At 59.6% G+C, this 17,387-nt stretch carries 21 protein-coding genes and 1 pseudogene; 19 read left to right on the forward strand and 3 right to left on the reverse strand.

Annotated elements, in window-relative coordinates:
• On the forward strand, positions 1 to 770 hold a 770-nt coding region (locus tag BGIM_RS54625; RefSeq protein WP_238537803.1), incomplete at its 5' end, for a methyltransferase.
• Between the two features lie 301 nt (positions 771 to 1,071).
• On the opposite strand, the gene BGIM_RS0138035 is transcribed toward BGIM_RS54625, so the two are convergent.
• The gene (locus tag BGIM_RS0138035; protein ID WP_020474851.1) at positions 1,072 to 3,261 is read right to left on the reverse strand and encodes a hypothetical protein; all 2,190 of its coding nucleotides are present in this window, start codon (positions 3,259 to 3,261) and stop codon (positions 1,072 to 1,074) included.
• A gap of 262 nt (positions 3,262 to 3,523) precedes the next feature.
• On the opposite strand from BGIM_RS0138035, the gene BGIM_RS58990 reads away from it, so the two are divergent.
• The 9 genes from BGIM_RS58990 to BGIM_RS0138085 all read left to right on the forward strand — a co-directional run bounded on the left by BGIM_RS58990 (position 3,524) and on the right by BGIM_RS0138085 (position 9,628).
• Entirely contained in the window at positions 3,524 to 4,054 is a 531-nt protein-coding gene (locus BGIM_RS58990; protein WP_020474852.1) for a hypothetical protein, read from the forward strand.
• A 274-nt stretch (positions 4,055 to 4,328) separates the two neighbouring features.
• Complete coding sequence (locus tag BGIM_RS54635; RefSeq protein ID WP_157369735.1) at positions 4,329 to 4,673, forward strand: hypothetical protein; 345 nt, start codon at positions 4,329 to 4,331, stop codon at positions 4,671 to 4,673.
• Positions 4,674 to 4,711: 38 nt separating this feature from the next.
• Positions 4,712 to 5,206: a hypothetical protein gene (locus BGIM_RS0138050; RefSeq protein ID WP_020474854.1), complete on the forward strand. Its 495-nt coding sequence runs from the start codon at positions 4,712 to 4,714 to the stop codon at positions 5,204 to 5,206.
• Between the two features lie 23 nt (positions 5,207 to 5,229).
• On the forward strand, positions 5,230 to 5,463 hold the full coding sequence (locus BGIM_RS0138055) for a hypothetical protein (RefSeq protein ID WP_020474855.1): 234 nt from the start codon (positions 5,230 to 5,232) through the stop codon (positions 5,461 to 5,463).
• A 472-nt stretch (positions 5,464 to 5,935) separates the two neighbouring features.
• Entirely contained in the window at positions 5,936 to 6,511 is a 576-nt protein-coding gene (locus tag BGIM_RS0138060; protein WP_020474856.1) for a ParB N-terminal domain-containing protein, read from the forward strand.
• Positions 6,490 to 7,584 (forward strand): GNAT family N-acetyltransferase, encoded by a 1,095-nt coding sequence (locus tag BGIM_RS54640; RefSeq protein ID WP_020474857.1) that lies wholly within the window; start codon positions 6,490 to 6,492, stop codon positions 7,582 to 7,584. The genes BGIM_RS0138060 and BGIM_RS54640 overlap by 22 nt, the downstream gene beginning before the upstream one ends.
• 267 nt (positions 7,585 to 7,851) lie before the next feature.
• A complete protein-coding gene (locus tag BGIM_RS0138070) occupies positions 7,852 to 8,409 on the forward strand; it encodes a hypothetical protein (protein ID WP_020474858.1) in 558 nt (185 codons plus the stop codon).
• Positions 8,410 to 8,566: 157 nt separating this feature from the next.
• Positions 8,567 to 8,878, forward strand: a complete 312-nt coding sequence (locus BGIM_RS0138080) for a GspE/PulE/PilB domain-containing protein (protein ID WP_020474860.1) — start codon at positions 8,567 to 8,569, stop codon at positions 8,876 to 8,878.
• 39 nt (positions 8,879 to 8,917) lie between these two features.
• Positions 8,918 to 9,628, forward strand: coding sequence for a metallophosphoesterase family protein (locus tag BGIM_RS0138085; protein WP_157369736.1), 711 nt, complete (start codon positions 8,918 to 8,920; stop codon positions 9,626 to 9,628).
• A gap of 52 nt (positions 9,629 to 9,680) precedes the next feature.
• On the opposite strand, the gene BGIM_RS54645 is transcribed toward BGIM_RS0138085, so the two are convergent.
• Positions 9,681 to 10,106, reverse strand: a complete 426-nt coding sequence (locus tag BGIM_RS54645; RefSeq protein ID WP_020474862.1) for a type II toxin-antitoxin system VapC family toxin — start codon at positions 10,104 to 10,106, stop codon at positions 9,681 to 9,683.
• The gene (locus BGIM_RS0138095; RefSeq protein ID WP_020474863.1) at positions 10,103 to 10,396 is read right to left on the reverse strand and encodes a hypothetical protein; all 294 of its coding nucleotides are present in this window, start codon (positions 10,394 to 10,396) and stop codon (positions 10,103 to 10,105) included. The genes BGIM_RS54645 and BGIM_RS0138095 overlap by 4 nt, the downstream gene beginning before the upstream one ends.
• A 91-nt stretch (positions 10,397 to 10,487) precedes the next feature.
• Here BGIM_RS0138095 and BGIM_RS0138100 point away from each other — a divergent pair, with 91 nt between their 5' ends.
• From BGIM_RS0138100 to BGIM_RS54650, 9 genes and pseudogenes are all read left to right on the forward strand, one after another.
• Positions 10,488 to 11,084 carry a hypothetical protein gene (locus BGIM_RS0138100; RefSeq protein WP_020474864.1) on the forward strand — a complete coding sequence of 199 codons (597 nt, stop codon included), beginning with the start codon at positions 10,488 to 10,490 and terminating at the stop codon, positions 11,082 to 11,084.
• A gap of 228 nt (positions 11,085 to 11,312) precedes the next feature.
• Entirely contained in the window at positions 11,313 to 11,888 is a 576-nt protein-coding gene (locus BGIM_RS0138105; protein WP_020474865.1) for a hypothetical protein, read from the forward strand.
• A gap of 376 nt (positions 11,889 to 12,264) precedes the next feature.
• Positions 12,265 to 12,669 (forward strand): annotated as a pseudogene (locus tag BGIM_RS68675) (hypothetical protein); the annotation flags it as partial.
• 41 nt (positions 12,670 to 12,710) lie between these two features.
• A complete protein-coding gene (locus tag BGIM_RS0138115) occupies positions 12,711 to 14,795 on the forward strand; it encodes a hypothetical protein (RefSeq protein ID WP_162136331.1) in 2,085 nt (694 codons plus the stop codon).
• Positions 14,792 to 15,118, forward strand: coding sequence for a hypothetical protein (locus BGIM_RS0138120; protein ID WP_020474868.1), 327 nt, complete (start codon positions 14,792 to 14,794; stop codon positions 15,116 to 15,118). The genes BGIM_RS0138115 and BGIM_RS0138120 overlap by 4 nt, the downstream gene beginning before the upstream one ends.
• An 82-nt stretch (positions 15,119 to 15,200) precedes the next feature.
• Complete coding sequence (locus tag BGIM_RS0138125) at positions 15,201 to 15,449, forward strand: hypothetical protein (RefSeq protein ID WP_020474869.1); 249 nt, start codon at positions 15,201 to 15,203, stop codon at positions 15,447 to 15,449.
• A 164-nt stretch (positions 15,450 to 15,613) separates the two neighbouring features.
• Entirely contained in the window at positions 15,614 to 15,829 is a 216-nt protein-coding gene (locus BGIM_RS0138130) for a hypothetical protein (protein ID WP_020474870.1), read from the forward strand.
• Between the two features lie 180 nt (positions 15,830 to 16,009).
• Positions 16,010 to 16,261 (forward strand): hypothetical protein, encoded by a 252-nt coding sequence (locus tag BGIM_RS0138135; RefSeq protein ID WP_157369738.1) that lies wholly within the window; start codon positions 16,010 to 16,012, stop codon positions 16,259 to 16,261.
• A gap of 70 nt (positions 16,262 to 16,331) precedes the next feature.
• Positions 16,332 to 17,258 carry an XrtA system polysaccharide deacetylase gene (locus tag BGIM_RS54650; RefSeq protein WP_020474872.1) on the forward strand — a complete coding sequence of 309 codons (927 nt, stop codon included), beginning with the start codon at positions 16,332 to 16,334 and terminating at the stop codon, positions 17,256 to 17,258.
• The last annotated feature ends 129 nt before the right edge of the window (positions 17,259 to 17,387 follow it).

Consider the following 17,387-nt stretch of genomic DNA (forward strand, 5'->3'; position numbering starts at 1 on the left):
CGCCGCTTTCCGAGGTGTTGCGGACCGGCGTGCCGGGGTCGATGCGGGCCGTCGCGGATTACTGCGGGGCCGACTGGAGCTGGCGGCCGTGGGGGCAACTGCTGGAATCCGTCCGCACCGGCGGGACCGCGTTCAATGAAGTGTTCGGCGAGCCGGTGTTCGATTACTTGTCGAAACATCCGGCCGAGTCGGCGGTGTTCGACGACGGCATGACCGGGTTCTCGATGCAAGCCTCCCCGGCCGTCGCGGAAGCCTTTGACTTCTCGCCGTTCGACACCATTGTCGATGTCGGCGGCGGCCACGGCCACCTGCTCTGCACGATCTTGGCGAAGCACCCCAAGCCGCACGGCATCGTGTTCGACTCGCCCCATGTGGTCGCCGGGGCGACGCCGAGGATCGCCGAAGCCGGTCTGGCCAATCGCTGCCGGGCCGAGGGGGGCGACTTCTTCCTGGCCGTGCCCGCCGGTGACTTGTACGTCATGAAGCACATCATTCACGACTGGGCCGACGACAAGGCGACGACGATTCTGCGGAACTGCCGCTCCGCCGCCAACCCCGGCGCGAAGCTGGCGCTGGTGGAAATGGTGATCCCGCCGGGCAACGACCCGTCCCCCGGCAAACTGCTCGACCTGGAAATGCTGGTGATCGCCAGCGGCAAAGAGCGGACGGAAGCCGAATACGCCCAACTGCTCGCCGGCGCCGGTTGGAAACTGACGCGCGTGACGCCGACGAAATCGCCAACTTCTGTGATTGAAGCCGAGGCGGCGTGAGGAGCGAAAAAACGACTCGCTCTATTTCACATCGGTTATCCGCGACGTGAAGCCGCGACGCGAAGGCTTTACGAAGCGGAGCGAGTGTGTTCTTGGTATTGGCGAGCCGAGCAGCGTGAGCTGCCGGGTGGCTCCCTGCGGTCGAACCGCCTCCACTTTATTCAGCCAGACTCAAACCCGTGGCGAAAGCGACTTCCCTGCCGGAAGCCACCCGGCAGCTCACGCTGCTCGGCTCGCCAATACCAAAACGAGCCAGTATTGACAGATCCGTGACATTGCGGACCTGCCTCCAATCACCGACTCATTCCGCCGACAGGCTGGCCAGATAGTGGTCGTATTTCGTCTTGGTCGAAGCCTCGTCGCCGTGGAGCTTCTTGAGCCTGGCTTGCAGGTCGTCCATTTCCTTTTCTTGATTTTCCAGGGTGGTCAGATAGCGAGTAAACAGCGGGGACTCTTTCGGGGTTTCCCGCAGGTTGTCGCGCAGGCGTTTTTGGTCAGCCGTGATGGTCTGGATGCGGCGGTCGGCGTTTTGGATTTCTTGCCGAAGGGTGTCCCAGCCGGCTTTCATTTTGAGGGCTTCCTGAAGTTGCGTCTTCAGGCTCTCCGGGGCCTCCTTCAGGTTGATGAAATAGCGGATCGTGTCGTCGGCCTGATTCGTCAGGTGCATCTCGCTGCCGGCTTCGCGTTCTTCAACGATGGTGTAACTGGTATCTTTCTTGGAGGCCACCTCCACCTGGAAGCGATACACATCGGCCGCTTCCTCGGCCGGGGTGTTCTTGCCGACGAACTTGAAGCCCTGCCCCTTGCGGTTCGGGTGTTCGATCAACAACGTGCGGTCAGTCGCGGAGCGATTGGCGATGTCATACACCCGCTCCTCGCGGATCAGTGTGCTGGTATAAACGATGCCCTTGACGGCTTTCACCTTGGTGATCTTGGACGTGTTGTTGCCGTTCTTCGCGGAGACTTCCGTGCCAAGGTCGATGGCATAGCTCACCAATCGTTCCTCATCCGGTTGCAGGTCCAATACTCGGGTGTCCCCGGCATAAACCGATCCTTCAAACACGGTGATCGGCCCTTGTGATAACGGCATCCCGGCGGTGTTTTTAAACTTCAACCCTAACAGCGGGTGCTTGGCTTGCACCGCCGGGTTATAAATGCTGACACGCTTCCCCTCCACCTTCTTGTTGACAATCGGCAGCAGCGCCGATTTTTGCCGGCCGAGGTTCACGGGTTGATCGACCACATATTGATGATAATCACCAAGGGCCGAGGCCGTCGTGGTGCTTTGCACGCTATCCCCGAGGTTGAGGTCCGACCGCAACCGCACGGCCGCATCCCTGGCGAAATTCAGGCGCTCCATCTCGTCAACTGCTTTGTGTTCCGACTTCGCCGATTTTTTCAAGGCCTCTTGCGGAGCGTCAAACCGAGGCCCGGAGCCTGGCCTCGGCGGTTGAGCCGCGCCCGCCATCTGGGTCGGTATTTTGCCCCAAGTGTTCATGGCCCCGTCATACGTTGGCGGCCGCAGGGAGGCGAAGAGCTCCGGTTCCACCGTCGGCCGGCCCACATAGAGCGGGTTGTATAAATCCATCTTGAAAGAGATCGGCCGGCCGGAGACGAGGGCCATCGTCACGCCGGTCCAGTCTTCATCCGTCGGGTTTTCAACGACGGCCCAGCCTTGCAAGAAGGGTTTGCCCTCTTTGTCCAGCACGAGCCGATAACTGGTCTTCCAAATCGGGTTCTCGATCACATAGCCGACTTCGACTTTGCGCTTGCCTTCCCCGCTAAAGTTCAGGCTGACGGCCTTCTTTTGCGAGTCATGCGACAGCGACAAGGTTTCGAGCGCCCGGCGCATTTCATTTTCAATCACCGGGTTCGAGAACCGCAGTTTTTGCAGTTCATTCAGCCGAACCGCCCGCACCCCCTCGGCACACCACATATTCAAGACTTCAACTTCCTGCGTCCCGTCCTTGCCGGTGATCTTCTGCTTTTCAACACCAATAATCTTCCCGGTCAGACTGCCCGGTTGATTGGCGGTGTTAATCAGCGTGACCTCGACGGCCTCGCCTCGGGCTTGCGTCAGGATGTTGGCAAAACTCGGATTGTTATTCAGGTTGATGGCGAACGATTGAAGCGTCCGGTCGATGGGGTCGTGCGAATCATAAGTGACGGAAGAAACCCGGCCGGTTTTGGACGAATCAATCAATGTCATTGATTTGATGAGATCATTGATGTCATGCTCGGGGAAGGTCAGATCGACACGGGCATCCCCCTCAATCTCGCCGGAGCGGGTGAAGTGTCCCACCCCGGAGTTGAACAAGATCACCTGCGAAATCGGCAGGCTGATCGCCGGCTTCAAATCCGGCAGCCTGTCCCCCTTTTCGCCAACCGCAACAGCCGGGGCCGACTCCCCCCGCTGAGTCATCAACCCGGCGCCCAGAGCCAACGCCCCAAGAACAGGAAAGCCCCACAAGAGACGACGCATGGCAGTCATGAGAGTTCCTTCCGAGAGTTTCAAAAAAGACGGGTATCCTATCTAAAGACGAGCGACGGCCGAAAATGAGTAAAGATTCGGGAAAACGCCACCGGGTGTTTTGTGTCCGGGCCGCGAAGGCCAATGAAATACCCGGCCATAAGCCAATCGCCTGCAAGGCTTTTCGGTCTGAAAGACCGGCTAGCCCAGACTGGTCCGTGAGGGCCAGGCTCACGCACCGGGGCGACCGGTCCCTCAAACCGGAAATCCAAGAGAGGAATTGATGAGCGAACCGCTGCGTGCCATCGGCTACTGGCGCTGTCCGGAAAATTTTGTTTTTCTTCCCCACCCCAAAGAACTGGTTGACCGGGAGCGGGACATCGAAGATCGCTGGGTGATTGCTGAATACTTGCGATCAGGGGTCAGGCTCCACTCATGTCTGGGGTTTTCCCATTGCTGTTTCCGAAACGGCCCGCCGGATGAAGAGATGGGGTCGGCCGACTTGACCGACGGCATCTGGGTTTGGCCGGAGGGGCTTCCCGTCTATGTGGAACGATATGCCGTCCGGCTTCCGAAAGATTTCTGCCTCCATGCAAGGCGTCAACAACAAGTATCAGTGACCCCGGAACAGCTCGAAGCCCTGCAAATGACTCCTTATTCGTTCGAGGAATGGATCTATTGGTGCTGCTCCAACCGCTCCAACCGGTGGCTGGCCGCCCTGAGCCTGCCGGCCTTGCCCGTCATCAAATGGCTGGCGAAACGAATCAAGGAGCGAGAAATGCGAGAGGAAGAACGAGAATATGTGGTTGAATAGGATGTTGAGAATTGAACTGGCGCCGACAGGGCTTCCCGGCCCTCACGGACCGGGCTAGATTAACCGGTCTTTTCAGACCGGAAAGCCGGGGTAATGATCGATGAGCGGACGATTGCGTATGATCGGCGCATGGAGTGAGTGGTTTGGCCCCTTTCCAAATCCGTGTCAGTTGTTGAATGGCGACTTGACGGAGGCGGAAAGAGAGAAAATCGCCCGATATGTGGAGTCGGCTCATCAGATGAAACCGTTGAATAATGATTGGGAAGAACATCCAATGATTGGCAATCGCGAAAGGTGGATTGAGGCATTCTTTCGCACCGATGGCATTTGGGTGTTTCCCGGCGGCTTGGGATACTACATCCGCATGGGAATCCGGCTGCCCCGCTCGTTCGTCGGGCATGTCCGAAAAGCAAACTATCAACCTCCGGCGGTCACGCTCGATTTGGATAATGCCCCCACTGATCGGTGCCTCAACTGGATGTTATGGAGCTTGCTGCATACAAACTGGCGGCCATTGGCCGCCATTCATCTGATTCGGATGATTATCTGGATTCCTGTCATCTGTCTGATGTTGATTTTTGGCGATTGGATCACAAAGAGGATAAGCCTTCGATCCTGACACCAGATCGAAAACGGCATGATTACAAGGAACACCCCATGACCGCCGACGAGTTTATTGCCGCCCTGGCCGGTTTGCAGGGCAAAAAGAAATTGCCCGCGGGGGTTCGGCGGCGGCGGAAGGCGTTGTTTGCGCATCCGGATGATCCGGTGTTGGAGTTGTTGGCGCGGTATGAGGTGGCCGGGTTGGAGTTCTGGCAGTTGAAATTTTCGGCCAAAACGGCGTCGGAGATTGACGGGGTGTGGCATGTCGCCACCAAGGCGACGGACGACTACTATGTCGAGGGTGGCCGGCTGTTGAAGATGTATTACAAGGAAGATTACCCGGCCGAGACGGGGCTGACTTCCGGGCAGTTTCTGGAAGTGATCGTCGTGTATGCCCGACTGATCGCCGCGATGGCGAACAGCACACTGGGGATGAACGACCCCCTCATTGCGGAACATGCCGGCCACGCGGTCGCCATCTCCCCAAAGGCCGCGGGCTTGGACTGGTTTGAGGAGTCGTGGCGGCGTCGCGCGGCCGGTAATCTCTGATTCGCCCCTTGGGAAAGCCAATCATGACATTCGACAATCGGTGGGAGTGGGGCAACGTGGGCGTGGCGCTCTACGAAAACTATCTCACGTGGTACGAGCAGTTGGGCGCCGTCGCGTTCGCCAGCGGCGCGGCCTCCGATCAGGAGTTTGACGACTTCCTGAAGAACGGGCCTTTCCTCGTCGACACCCCGGCGGATGTGGTGGCCGAGGTGCGGCAGGCGGTGATTGCTCATCTGGCCAAACGCAACGGCAAATAATCGTTTTGCTCTGACGGAATGGTCTGGGTTGGCCGGTCTTTTCAGACCGTGGCCGTTTGGTGGGTTCCTCATGCAAATTCAACAAGCGTCTTGTGCGAGAGATTCAAGAGCCCCACTGCGTCAGCGGTGGGGGTGGCTGTCACACACGAGATGCAACCCCCACCGCTGACGCAGTGGGGCTCTTGGGATCGTTTGCAAATACTGCTTGATTTTGCACCAAGCATGGTTTTGGTTTTGGCGAGCCGAGCTCCGTAAGGAGCCGGGTGGCTTCCGGTGGTTGAACCGCCTCCCCTTCACTCAGCCGGACTTATAACCCGTGGCTCAAACGCCTTCCCTGCCGGAAGCCACCCGGCAGCTAACGCTGCTCGGCTCGCCAAGACAAACTCCGGCGGCTTACGCCGCTCGGCTCGCCAAGACCAAGACTGCTTCGCTCTAAAATTCCTCCCCCCCTGTATCCATTACCCTTGGCCGCATGGCCAAAAAAGCAAAACCACGTCCGGCGTCTTCTCTTCCCCGCCTTCGACTGGAGTATCGGCTTCCGGCCGAACTGGTCGAAAATCCTCGCAACTGGCGGGCGCATCCGCCGGCGCAGGTCGCGGCGTTGGAGGGATTGTTGGGGGAGGTCGGCTGGGCGGGGGCGTTGTTGTTTAACGAGCGCACCGGGCGGCTCATCGACGGGCACGCGCGGCGGGCCATCGCCATCCGCAAGCCGGGGGAGGCCGTGCCGGTGTTGATTGGCGACTGGTCCGAGGAGGACGAGGCCAAGATTCTCGCCACACTCGATCCCGTCGCGGCGGCGGCTGATGCCGATCAGGGGGCGCTGGCGTCGCTGCTGGCCGATGTCGCCACGGACAACAAGGCCGTGCGCGAGTTGCTCGACTCGCTCGTCGAAGCGGATGAATCGACCGACGAAGAAGAAGCGGCCAATGAAGACGAAATTCCCGAACGGCATGATGTGCTGGTGATTTGCAAGACCGAGGAGGAGCAGGCCGAGTTGCTTGCCCGGCTCGACGCGGAGGGGTATGAATGCCGGTCGCTCATTTCCTGAAATCCGTCGCCGTCGAGCGGACGCCGCGCGTGATTCAACTGGAGGGGCTGTTCGATGTGCTTCCCGCACGGCGCAGCGAACAGGCGTGGAAAGTCGATTTGCCCGGCGCCGACGAGAACTGGCAGGTCGGCCTGATTGTCGGGCCGTCCGGGTCCGGGAAATCGACGGTCGCGCGGGAAGCCTTCGCGGAAGCCCTCGTCGGCGGGTACGACTGGCCGGCCAACCGGGCGATTGTCGATGGCTTCCCGCCGGGCCTGTCGATCCGGGACATCACGGCCGCATTGTCGTCGGTCGGGTTTTCGTCGCCGCCGTCGTGGCTTCGGCCGTTCGCCTGTCTTTCCAACGGGGAACAATTTCGGGCCACGCTGGCGCGCTCGCTGGTCGATCCCCGGCCGGTGATTGTGGTTGATGAATTCACATCGGTGGTGGATCGCACGGTCGCCCAAATCGGGTCGTCGGCCGTCGCCAAGGCCGTGCGGCGAACACCCGGCAAACGCTTCGTCGCGGTGACCTGCCATTATGATGTGGAGGAATGGCTCGACCCGGATTGGGTGTTGGAGATGCCATCAGGAAGCCTTGCCCGGAGGTCGCTTCAGGGACGGCCAGCCATCTCGCTGGAGATCATCCGCGCGCGTCGTTCGGCTTGGAGGGTCTTCAAGCGTCATCACTATTTAGACGGCACGCTGAACAATTCCGCGAAGTGCTTTGTCGCTCTGCTCGACGGCCGTCCGGCGGCGTTCGCCTCGGTGATTCACGCGCCGGGCCTCGTGTCGTATTGGCGGGAACACCGGACGGTGTGCCTGCCCGATTTTCAAGGCGTCGGCATCGGCCACGCGCTGAGCGACTTCGTCGCCGGGGTGATGCGCGCAACCGGCCGCCGCTACCGCAGCACCACTGGCCACCCCGCCATGATCCGCCGCCGGGCCAAATCCCCGCTCTGGAAAATGCTCCGTCCCCCAAGCGTCGGCCGCCGCGACGCCGAGATGCGCCGAGCCAGCAACCGCCTAACCGCCGGGTTTGAATATGTGGGACCGGCAAGGCCGGAGGACGCGAGACGGTTGGGGATTGGGTGAGGGGTGGTGATTCCGGCTCTCCGACATTCACTTTTTGACACGCCACGCCAAACCGCTTATGCTGACGGGAATCTCGCGTTCCCAAATGTGAATTTAACAGACATGTTGAGCGAGATCCTCAAGAGCCCCACTGCGTCAGCGGTGGGGGTGACTGTCACATACTGAAAACCACCCCCACCGCTGACGCAGTGGGGCTCTTGATATCATTTGCAAATGTTGTTGATTGTGCGCCATTCACCAACCCCTCTTCCCTCAAGGAGTTTTCCCATGTGGCGACTGGCTCTCGCGTTCGTGACTCTCTTCGGCCTCTCTCCGGTTGTTCATTCGGTCGAGAAAGAAAACCGCGTTGTTGACGGGGAACCACCGGCGCGATTTGACGAGAACATCAAGGCACTGACGGCGGGGATGGCCAAGGCGAAAACACTCACTCTGTTGGAGGGGTTGCCCCATCAGATGTTCGAGAAGGCGGCGCTGGACAAGGAACTCAAGGACAAGAAAACGGTCAAGCAACGCGACTTCCCCTTCTATGAGGGCGCGATCACCCCGAAGGCCGACGACGCGAAGGCGCTCATCGCCTTGTTCGGCGATTTGAAATCCTTCGCCCGTTATCGCGGCGAGAAAAAGTGCGGCGGCTTCCATCCGGACTGGCTCGTTGAATTCAAAGACGGCGACGACACCTATCAGGCGCTCGTCTGCTTCGGCTGCCACGAGGCCCGGCTGTACGGCCCGAAAAACGATGTCTATGCCGACCTGAACGGCGGGATGCTGGAAAAGCTCCACGCGATTCTCGGCGCCCAGCACAAGAACCGGCTGAAAGAGAAATGAGAAACACCGTGGCGGTTGTGCCCGCTGGCAAAGCCGGTCTTGGCGGGCCGAATGGCTCGTCTGCCTTTGACAGATCGCCGCGAACCGTTTACGCTGAAGTGATCCTTCTCGCCCGGCGAATCGGCTCGGTCACTTTTGAACATCGGAAGGCGATCACATGATTTCAATCGGCCAGTTTTTCGTCTATCCGGACGCCGTCGAATATTTGCCGGCATGCCTGGCTTGGGAGAACAACATCCTCCCGCTCAAGGTTTCCGGGAACACGATTGAAATTTTGATGCCGGACCGGGGCGCCGAGAACGCCGATCTCATTCAAAAATTGCAATTCATTCTCAACAAGGACATCATCCCCCGCTTCGCCGACGCGAAGACAGTCCGCAAAGGGATAAAAATAATCTACCCCTCCGAAGACACCGGCCCGTCCCAACCCGCCTCCCCGTCGATGCCCCCCGGCCGGCGGCGGTATTGAAGAGGGAAGCGGCTGAACGCTTCAGTCGATGCGGAGAATATGATGGCCGGGGGCCGCACGATTGCCATCGGTGACATCCACGGCTGCCTCGATGCGCTGGCGGCCTTGATCGATGCCATCAAGCCCGGCCCGGCCGACACGGTGATTACCTTGGGCGATCACATCGACCGAGGCCCGGACAGTCGCGGCGTCGTGGACCGGCTCATCACCCTGTCCGGCCAATGTCGGTTGATTCCGCTTTTGGGGAACCATGAGGAGCTATTGCTTGATGCTCTTCGCGATGTCAACGCCATGCGACGGTGGCTGTCGTTGGGCGGCGCCGACACGCTCCGGTCCTATGGCTGGGTCGCCGGAGGGGCGAGGCGAACGCTGGCGGACTGGATTCCTTCATCACACCAAAAATTCCTGACGGGTTGCCAACCCTGGCATGAGACGGCCACTCATTTATTTGTCCATGCCGGCTACGTGCCCGAATTGCCGCTGGCCGATCAACCGGGGCTGGCGCTGCGATGGCGTGTCACCGACGCGGCCGGGGCCGTCCCCCATCATTCGGGCAAGGTGGCCGTTGTGGGACACACGCCGCAGCATTCCGGGGAAATTCTCGATTTGGGCTTCCTGATTTGCATCGACACCAACTGCGCCCGAAGCGGCTGGCTCACCGCCTTGGACACCACCTCCGGGCAAGTCTGGCAAAGTGATCGGGCGGGAAAACTCCGGCCGAATGTCCGGCAAACGGATGCCACAAGATGATCTCCTCGCGAGCGCCCGAAGGGCCGCCCAATTTTTGCGAGGGATTCTGAATTCACGAAAGTGCCGCAAACGGAAGCACAAAGGAGAACTGTCGGCGGGTGGCCCGAATCAATTTCTGATCCGCCGTGAGAAACTGGCATTGTTCTCGCTCGGCCAAGGCCAGATAAAGGCTGCTGAAAACAGTCAGCCGGTTGGAGAGGGCAATCTCCGCCGCCCGTCGGAGCAAAGAAAACGAAGGATGGGCCGGAATCCCGACGGCCATCAGATCAATCAGATTGAGGTCGGCATCACCGGCGGGAAGATCCCCCTTGCGCTCGGCCCTCACCAACACGCCCGCGCATTCAGCCGGAAAAATGTCGGGGGCAAGAAGCTCGTGAACGCCGGCATGAAAATCAAAGCGGAGCTTCAGGGCCTTTACGATATCCGCATCGCGCAAATACCACTTCGCGGCCACGGAGACATCGAGAACAAGTTTCATTCGTCAACCGTGGAAGGCGGCAACAGTTCTTCGATGTTGACAGGCCCGATTCGCCGGAAATTGGCCTCGCGCGCCCGGTCGGCGCGGGCGCGAACACGGGTGCGGACGGCCGGGTCGAGCGGGGCGCCGTTGGCGACGAAGTCTTGAACAGCCTGGGCGTCGGCCTCGCGGAGAACCGGATCGTCAAGCAAGTCAGGGCTGATGGCGGTCGTATCGTTCATGCGGTGCATTGTCCGGTTGGCGAACGGTGGAATCAAGCCGAATTGGAGCATGGGAGCCGTCGGGGCCATCCATCTCACTTCAGATGGGATGGGTCAGAGAAATCATTCCTCGGCGAATTCATCAAATCACTCTTCGACGGCCAAAAGAGACGGAGAACGAATGCAGGCGGTGACTCAGAACGAGTTTTTGAAATGGGCGGCCGGGGCGGGCATTGGATTCCACCCGCAATACCCGGATTCCGGGCTCCTCACCCTGTTGCCGCCCGGCGATCACGCGCGTTTTTGGGTGACGCCGGCCGACCCGGCCGCCTGGGCGCATTTCATCGCCTCGATGTTGGACGGAATGGATGAATGGGCCGCCGGGTATCTCTGGCCGCGTTCGGGCCAATGGCCCAATTGGGGGCAAGTGTCGTCAGGCAATCAAGGGGTGCGGGATGTGATATTGAAGGGGGCCGGCATCCCGGATGGCTGGCCGGGGGCGGTGCGGTTCGAGCGGAAAGAAGAGAGCGGCGTGCTGGCCGTGCTGTTCGCCAGCCTGGCCTTCGGCTGGTGCGTGGATGACGACCTGTTTTTCATCCCCGATCACGGCCGGCAACTGCTTCAAACCGACCATCACGATGTCATCCATGTGCAATGCGCCTCCGAGAAGCGAATCCGGGAACTGGTCGCTCACATGGCCAATCAAGGCTACGAGTTGCCCGCCGAACCGCCGGACTGGACGTTCAAAAGACCGGCTTGGATGGGTGCCGTCGATTGAGCAAACTCCAGACGAGTTGCTTCAATCAATGACCTCCGGTTCTGATGGATTGAGGCGCCGAGAGACGACTCGGAAGGTCTCTATTCAAAGATGTTGGACCGACAAAACCAACAAGCCCCCATATCGTTCTGAACTCCGCCCCAACCCGGTCGTGTTGGAATAGACAAAATCCTCCATCCACCGTATGCCGCCGGTGTCACCACCGTCTCATCACACGGAGAAAACGCAATGGATAGGCGAGCCGCATTATTGGCCCTGGCGCTGGGCGGGTTCCTGATGACGTCGGGGCGGTCGGCGGCCGGGGAGGCGCCGGGACAGGATTTGAAGCCGTTCCTGGCGGAAGTCCGCAAGCTGGTGGAGAAGCACTATCCCAAAGCCCGGTTCACCCTCAAGGACCGGACCATTTCCTTTTCCTTCAACACCCGGCAATTCATGATTCATGAGCCGCATCTGACGGGCGAATGGCAGGATGCCTATGAAAGGGCGGGGCCGCAAAAGGGAGGCATCATGGGGGAACTCGAACTCCGTGACGGCGGATACGGGGGCCAGGCCGTTGTTCCCCATGCGTTCGACGTGCGATACTTTACCACGTTGTTGCTGGCGCCTTATTCCAAGAAACTCGACCAGCACATCTATGTCCATTTCGACTATCCGTCGGACGTGTCGAAAAAGTTCGTCGAAGAGTTTGCCGAGCTGATGAAGAACTTTGACCAGTATGTCCCGGCGAAGGCAAACAAGCGGGGGCCGACTCAGTTGAAGCGGCAAGAGGGAGTGTTCGATGAGCCGATGCCTATGCGCGAATGACGCGACAGAGATTCCGCAGGTGGCCGAGTCGGCCAGCGTTGACTTTGATGAGGGAATCGGAAGACAAGGGAATCGGAAGACAAGGGATGAAGGATGAAATAAAGCCCGGATGTTAAATGGTGGATATCACTGCCGTTGGCGTCGGGTTTTTATTTCATCCCTCATCCTTCATCCCTCATCCTTGTCTTGGTGGTGTAGCCATTAGTCTCTGGCGATGGCCAGCGACACCCCATCCGAAAGCGTGCGGCTTGATCCGGCCGCGTTCCTTCAAGCGACCCGCCAGACCGCCGGGTATCGGCCTCATCTCCTCAGCGCCGACCGGTACCGGCGCGCGCTCGACGGACACCCGTGGTTCACCTTGCGCGAAGCCGACGCCATGCGGCGTGATCCGCAGGTGACGTTTGCCTTGCGCATCTTGCGGGCCGTTCTTTATCAAGTCAAAGTCAACATCGTCGCCGACGACAAGAAAGTCGGCCAATTTGTTCAACAACAATTTCAAAAAATCTGGCGAAGTTCTCTCCGGCAGTTTCTCGGGTTCTTTGAATACGGCGTCAGCGTCGGCGAGATCAGTTACGCCACCGAAAAGAAGCGGGTGGTGTTCGACCGCTTCGACCCGGTGCATCCGCGCGATGCCCGACCGCTGGAGCTTGCCAGGGGAAAACATCGCGGCCAGTTTTGCGGCATCCGCGTCCGGGGGCACATGGCCTCGGATTGCAAAGGCGGCGAGTTCGACTTGCTCGCGCCGCACGCCTTCTGGTTCTCCGGTGAAAGTGAATACGGCAGCTATTGGTCCCAGCCGCGCATGGCCGGGGCCTATGAGCCGTGGCTCGAAAAACGGGGCCGACACGGGGCCGACACGGGGCCGTGCAATCCCGGCAACTCTGGTTCAAAAAGGGCGCGTTTTCCGGCGGCTCGATTCGCTATCCGGTCGGCCGGACCAGTTACGACAACGGCGACGGCATCACCAGCATCGACAACCAAGACCTCGCCCGGCAGATCGCCGAGGATGTGATGGCCGGGGCCGTCATGTCCCTCCCCTCGACGATGGACAAAAACGGCCAGTTCCTCTGGACCTACGAACCCCCCAAGGCCGGCAATGAAGTCCGCAACATCCTCGAATACCCGCAGGAACTCGACAAGGAAATCCTCATCGGCATGGGCATCCCGCCCGAACTCGTCAGCGCCGCCACGGTGGGAAGCGGCTATTCGGGCCGGGCGATTCCCGCCCAGATGTTCTTCAGCAGTTGCGACGAAGTTGTTCACTTATTAGTCGATGCGATTGACCGCCAGATCTTGCGCAATCTGGTTGTTATTAACTTCGGCCGACAGTGTTATCACATTGTTCCCGATTCGCTGGCCGAGAAGGTTCTGGATGACAACGACAAGAGCAAGGCGAAGCCGAAGAATGATGACAAACAGCCTGTGCAATTATCGTTGACCGCCCGCAAACGGCTGGCCCGCAAACTCCGAAAACTGGAACACCGGCTGAAACTGGCGTGGTCGTCGGCCGACAAGGACAAACACCCGCGAGAGAAAACCGGAAGGTTTGCCAAAAAAGGAAGCGGGCACGTCTCGGCCCCGCCCGGCGGCGGAGGGGCAACCCCCGGCGGCGCCGGGGCGAATTCGTCCGGTGAGTGGAAACGCCATGTCAGCAAACGGGGCCGCATTGGCTGGCGGCATACGGAGAGCGGTCATGTCAGTTATCAGGCTGAACGGCCTGATGCGAGCGATGTTGAGAAGAATTCGCATACCGCCACCGTTGCTGGAAAGATCAATCAATTGCTCAACAAGCAGAATTGGTACAACGACCACGAACATCAAGCCATTCTGAACTCGCTTCCGCATCTGCCCGCCTCGGAACTCCGGCGCCACGCTGCCGCGCTGGGCGTGACGCCGCTGAAGCGGTCACGGTCGGCGCACCTCGAAGCGATTCAAGCTGGTTTGGAACAACGCCTGTCAGCCGACCGATCGGCTCAGGCCCTGCGGGCGGACACGACCTCGCGAGATCATGCCCGCCGGCTTGCGGAGATCCACAAGGCCAACGAGGAAGCACAGGAGAAAATCAAGGACCTCTGGGCGCAAGACCAATTGCTGGACGCCGCATTGAAAAAGCATCTCGTGGGACAGGCAACTCCACCGGCGGCCGGCGCACGGCATCTGGCGGCACATGCGGCCATCACTCGGGAAATGAGTCAAAAACTGACCGACATACGCCAGGAAAAACAACGACTGGTTCTCTCGTTGCGTGTGAATGCCGATCATCAGCGGGCCGAACTAACCAACATGTTACAGCCCAAGAATCGGATCAAAATCCGTGTCCCGGCCAACCACTTCCCGCCGTCCGGCGGCACGACGGCCAACCATACGGCCGCCGCCCGGTTCCTAACAGGTATCACAGAGGGCGGTCACCAAGTCCAAGCGGCATTGAAGCAGTCCAAATTATCCGGGCGTCCGACTGCCCAATCCCCGAAACTTCATCCAAATAACCCCCATTTTTCTGTGATGGCTTGGCCGAACACCAGCACGGCGCAAATGGTTCATGAAATGGGCCATCTGCTGGAATGGCAGATTCCGGGCGCCGAGCAACTTGCGCATGATTTCTTGACTCATCGCACCGCCGGCGAGAAAGAGGTGCCGCTGGCGCCTCTTTTCCCAGGTGAAAAGCTGACTGCCACCGAAGTCGGCAAGAAAGATCATTTTGACCGGTTGTTCGCCGGTCAATCGAGAGGGTTGTTGCGTGCCTATTATTGTGGCAAGGATTATGTTGATATTCATGGACAACGAATTGCCACCGAGATACTCTCAATGGGCCTTGAGGCTCTTTACAATGACCCGGCCGGCTTCGCCGCCAAAGACCCGGAATACTGTCAATTCGTCATCGGCGTGATTCAGGGGACCTTGAAATGAACGATAACAAAAACGAAGGCGAATACGTTGATGACACGGCCTACATCAACGGGCCGCTGGGGATCATGCACGGCCGATACACTGATGGCCCGTTGTGGACGGCGACCATGCTGGGCGACGGGACATGGTTGTGCGACGACGAGCGAATCCTGACGATCTTGTCGGTCAAATATGACGCATCCGACCACGGGTGGGGGCCGTTTGGCGGAGCCGAACTCGCTCTTCGGGAAGCCGCCGTCGATTTTGAGGCGACTATCGAATGGATTCAGCCGGAACCGCAAATGCCCGCCACCTATCCCGACGGCACGATTATCATTTACTGACCTCTCGGCTCGCCTGATGTTTCACCCGGTCGGCGGAGTTTGTCCGGAAGTATCTGCGGGACGTGGAGGAGCAAGAACAACAATGACTGTTTATATCTCTATTTGGAAAAACAAGTCAATCTATGTCATCACTCCGCTCACCGTTCCTCCCGGGGCGAAGCACGCGCCCCGAAGACCCAAGGTAATCGACCTGGTGCGTCCCGGCGAATCCCTTCACGGGCATACTTTCGACGAACTGGCCGCCATCGGCAATGGCAAGCACGATCTGACGCCCAAGTCAATTCCGGCCGTGTCGGCCGGGGCGCATGAATTCGACTCCGCCGCCGAATAATCCATCTTTGCCCGGTCGCGGCCCGGCGAACCTTTTCGCCGTTTTCCTGTCCTTTTGTCATCCGCTTTTCCCATCCGCCATCACGAATAACGCCCGTCGCGCGGCCGACGCCTTACGCCAATGAAGTGGCGGACGATGGCTCGATTTTAACGCAAGGAGTTGTGATGAATCCTGTTGAAGACGAATCGGATGATCTGGAAGGTTTCACAGAGGAAGAATTGCAAAATTGGGAGGCGACGGTTGCCGCCGCCCTGCGCCACCATGCCGGCCGGACGCCGATATTGCGAGAATTGTTCTCGAAACCGATCACCGGCAACGGCGTCATGGGAGATTCCCTGATCGGTGATGATGACGAGACGGATGAAGAAAAGCCTGACTGAAAAGCAGTCTTCACAGTCATCCGTATTGCCCCTTCGTCGGTCTCGTTGGTTTCACCACCAAAGACCCGGAATCCGGCCAGGTTGCCATCGGCATGATTCACGGGGACTCTCCATTAAACACCGGCTATCATGTCTCCGTTGGCCGGATCGTTGGCGCGTGAACACTTCGGGAGGCAAGTCGTGGAACAGGTCACTCGGTGGGAATGGGGCAACGAGGGCGTGGCGTTTGAGGACGGGCATTTGCTTTGGTATGAAAAGGAAGGGGCCTCGCGGTTTGCCAGCGGGGCGGCCTGCGAGCAGACGTTCGACAAATTCCTGGAGAACGGCCCGCAATATGACGGCGTGCCCCCCGAGATCCTAAGCGAACTAACCAAGGCGGTTCATCGGCACATGGCCGAGGCCAAGCCGAAGAAACCCCGCAAACCAAAATGACCGGGCGACGCATCCCGGCCATGTTTGTGGTTTGTCCTCTCCTGTCTTCTTTTTGCCCGATGGTTTCCCCATGAATCCGGTCGTCTTTAGTTTTGATGTGGAGGAGCATTACCGCATTGAGGCGGCCGTGGGGCACGATTGCCCGGCGGAGCGCCAGCGGGAATATGCGGATCGCATGGAGGCCTGCACCCGGTGGATTGCCGGGGCGCTGGCCGGGGCGAAGGCCAGAGCCACGTTTTTCATCGTCGGGCAAATCGCCGGAACGCATCCCAAGCTCGTGCGGGAACTGGCGGAAGCCGGGCATGAGATCGCCAGCCACGGGTGGGATCATCGCCGGGTTCACCGGTTCACGCCGGAGACATTCCGCGAAGATTTGCGACTCTCGAAGGACGCCTTGGAACAGGCATCCGGCCGGGAAGTGATCGGGTATCGGGCGCCGACGTTCAGTGTCATGCGGGAAACGGCGTGGGCCATTGATGTGCTGGCCGAGAGCGGGTTTCAATACGATTCGTCCATCTTTCCGGTCAAGCACGACCGCTACGGCGTGCCGGACGCCCCCCGCTTCCCCTTCATGGTTCGCGGCCAGGAGTGTTCTCTCTTGGAATTGCCGCCGGTCACCTGGCGCAAGTTCGGGCACAACATCCCGGCGGCCGGGGGCGGTTATTTTCGGCTGTTCCCACCGGCCATCATGCGGGCGGCCATCCGGCAAACGCTCCGGTCGCCGACGGGCCTGCCCATCCTTTACTTCCACCCGTGGGAGTTCGATCCCGACCAGCCGAAACTGCCGCTCGGCCGGTTGTCCCGTTTCCGCACCTATGTCGGCATCGGCAAGAGCCGGAAGCGGTTGCAAAAGCTGCTCGCCCGTTACGGCTCGGTTCCATTGGCCGAGGCCATCAAAGCCCTCCCGGTTGACCGGGGGTCTTTGCCGGTCTTTGAACTTGGGGAAGAAGAGAAGACTTCACGCAAAGACCGCCAAGGGGACGCAAAGTTCGCCTAAGGGCAAATTCAACAAGCATCTTATGTGAGTTCCCAAGAGCCCCACGGCGTCAGCGGTGGGGGTGGCCGTCACACCCTGGAAGCCACCCCCACCGCTGACGCCGTGGGGCTCTTGGCTTCATTTGCAAAT

The organism is Zavarzinella formosa DSM 19928 (genome assembly GCF_000255705.1).
Lineage (GTDB): Bacteria > Planctomycetota > Planctomycetia > Gemmatales > Gemmataceae > Zavarzinella > Zavarzinella formosa.

What these genes read in the sequence shown, in the direction of transcription:
- BGIM_RS0138035 (WP_020474851.1), bottom strand. Translation starts at nt 3,261, where the DNA reads ATGACTGCCATGCGTCGTCTCTTGTGGGGCTTTCCTGTTCTTGGGGCG.
- BGIM_RS58990 (WP_020474852.1), top strand. Translation starts at nt 3,524, where the DNA reads ATGAGCGAACCGCTGCGTGCCATCGGCTACTGGCGCTGTCCGGAAAAT.
- BGIM_RS54635 (WP_157369735.1), top strand. Translation starts at nt 4,329, where the DNA reads ATGATTGGCAATCGCGAAAGGTGGATTGAGGCATTCTTTCGCACCGAT.
- BGIM_RS0138050 (WP_020474854.1), top strand. Translation starts at nt 4,712, where the DNA reads ATGACCGCCGACGAGTTTATTGCCGCCCTGGCCGGTTTGCAGGGCAAA.
- BGIM_RS0138055 (WP_020474855.1), top strand. Translation starts at nt 5,230, where the DNA reads ATGACATTCGACAATCGGTGGGAGTGGGGCAACGTGGGCGTGGCGCTC.
- BGIM_RS0138060 (WP_020474856.1), top strand. Translation starts at nt 5,936, where the DNA reads ATGGCCAAAAAAGCAAAACCACGTCCGGCGTCTTCTCTTCCCCGCCTT.
- BGIM_RS54640 (WP_020474857.1), top strand. Translation starts at nt 6,490, where the DNA reads ATGCCGGTCGCTCATTTCCTGAAATCCGTCGCCGTCGAGCGGACGCCG.
- BGIM_RS0138070 (WP_020474858.1), top strand. Translation starts at nt 7,852, where the DNA reads ATGTGGCGACTGGCTCTCGCGTTCGTGACTCTCTTCGGCCTCTCTCCG.
- BGIM_RS0138080 (WP_020474860.1), top strand. Translation starts at nt 8,567, where the DNA reads ATGATTTCAATCGGCCAGTTTTTCGTCTATCCGGACGCCGTCGAATAT.
- BGIM_RS0138085 (WP_157369736.1), top strand. Translation starts at nt 8,918, where the DNA reads ATGATGGCCGGGGGCCGCACGATTGCCATCGGTGACATCCACGGCTGC.
- BGIM_RS54645 (WP_020474862.1), bottom strand. Translation starts at nt 10,106, where the DNA reads ATGAAACTTGTTCTCGATGTCTCCGTGGCCGCGAAGTGGTATTTGCGC.
- BGIM_RS0138095 (WP_020474863.1), bottom strand. Translation starts at nt 10,396, where the DNA reads ATGGCCCCGACGGCTCCCATGCTCCAATTCGGCTTGATTCCACCGTTC.
- BGIM_RS0138100 (WP_020474864.1), top strand. Translation starts at nt 10,488, where the DNA reads ATGCAGGCGGTGACTCAGAACGAGTTTTTGAAATGGGCGGCCGGGGCG.
- BGIM_RS0138105 (WP_020474865.1), top strand. Translation starts at nt 11,313, where the DNA reads ATGGATAGGCGAGCCGCATTATTGGCCCTGGCGCTGGGCGGGTTCCTG.
- BGIM_RS0138120 (WP_020474868.1), top strand. Translation starts at nt 14,792, where the DNA reads ATGAACGATAACAAAAACGAAGGCGAATACGTTGATGACACGGCCTAC.
- BGIM_RS0138125 (WP_020474869.1), top strand. Translation starts at nt 15,201, where the DNA reads ATGACTGTTTATATCTCTATTTGGAAAAACAAGTCAATCTATGTCATC.
- BGIM_RS0138130 (WP_020474870.1), top strand. Translation starts at nt 15,614, where the DNA reads ATGAATCCTGTTGAAGACGAATCGGATGATCTGGAAGGTTTCACAGAG.
- BGIM_RS54650 (WP_020474872.1), top strand. Translation starts at nt 16,332, where the DNA reads ATGAATCCGGTCGTCTTTAGTTTTGATGTGGAGGAGCATTACCGCATT.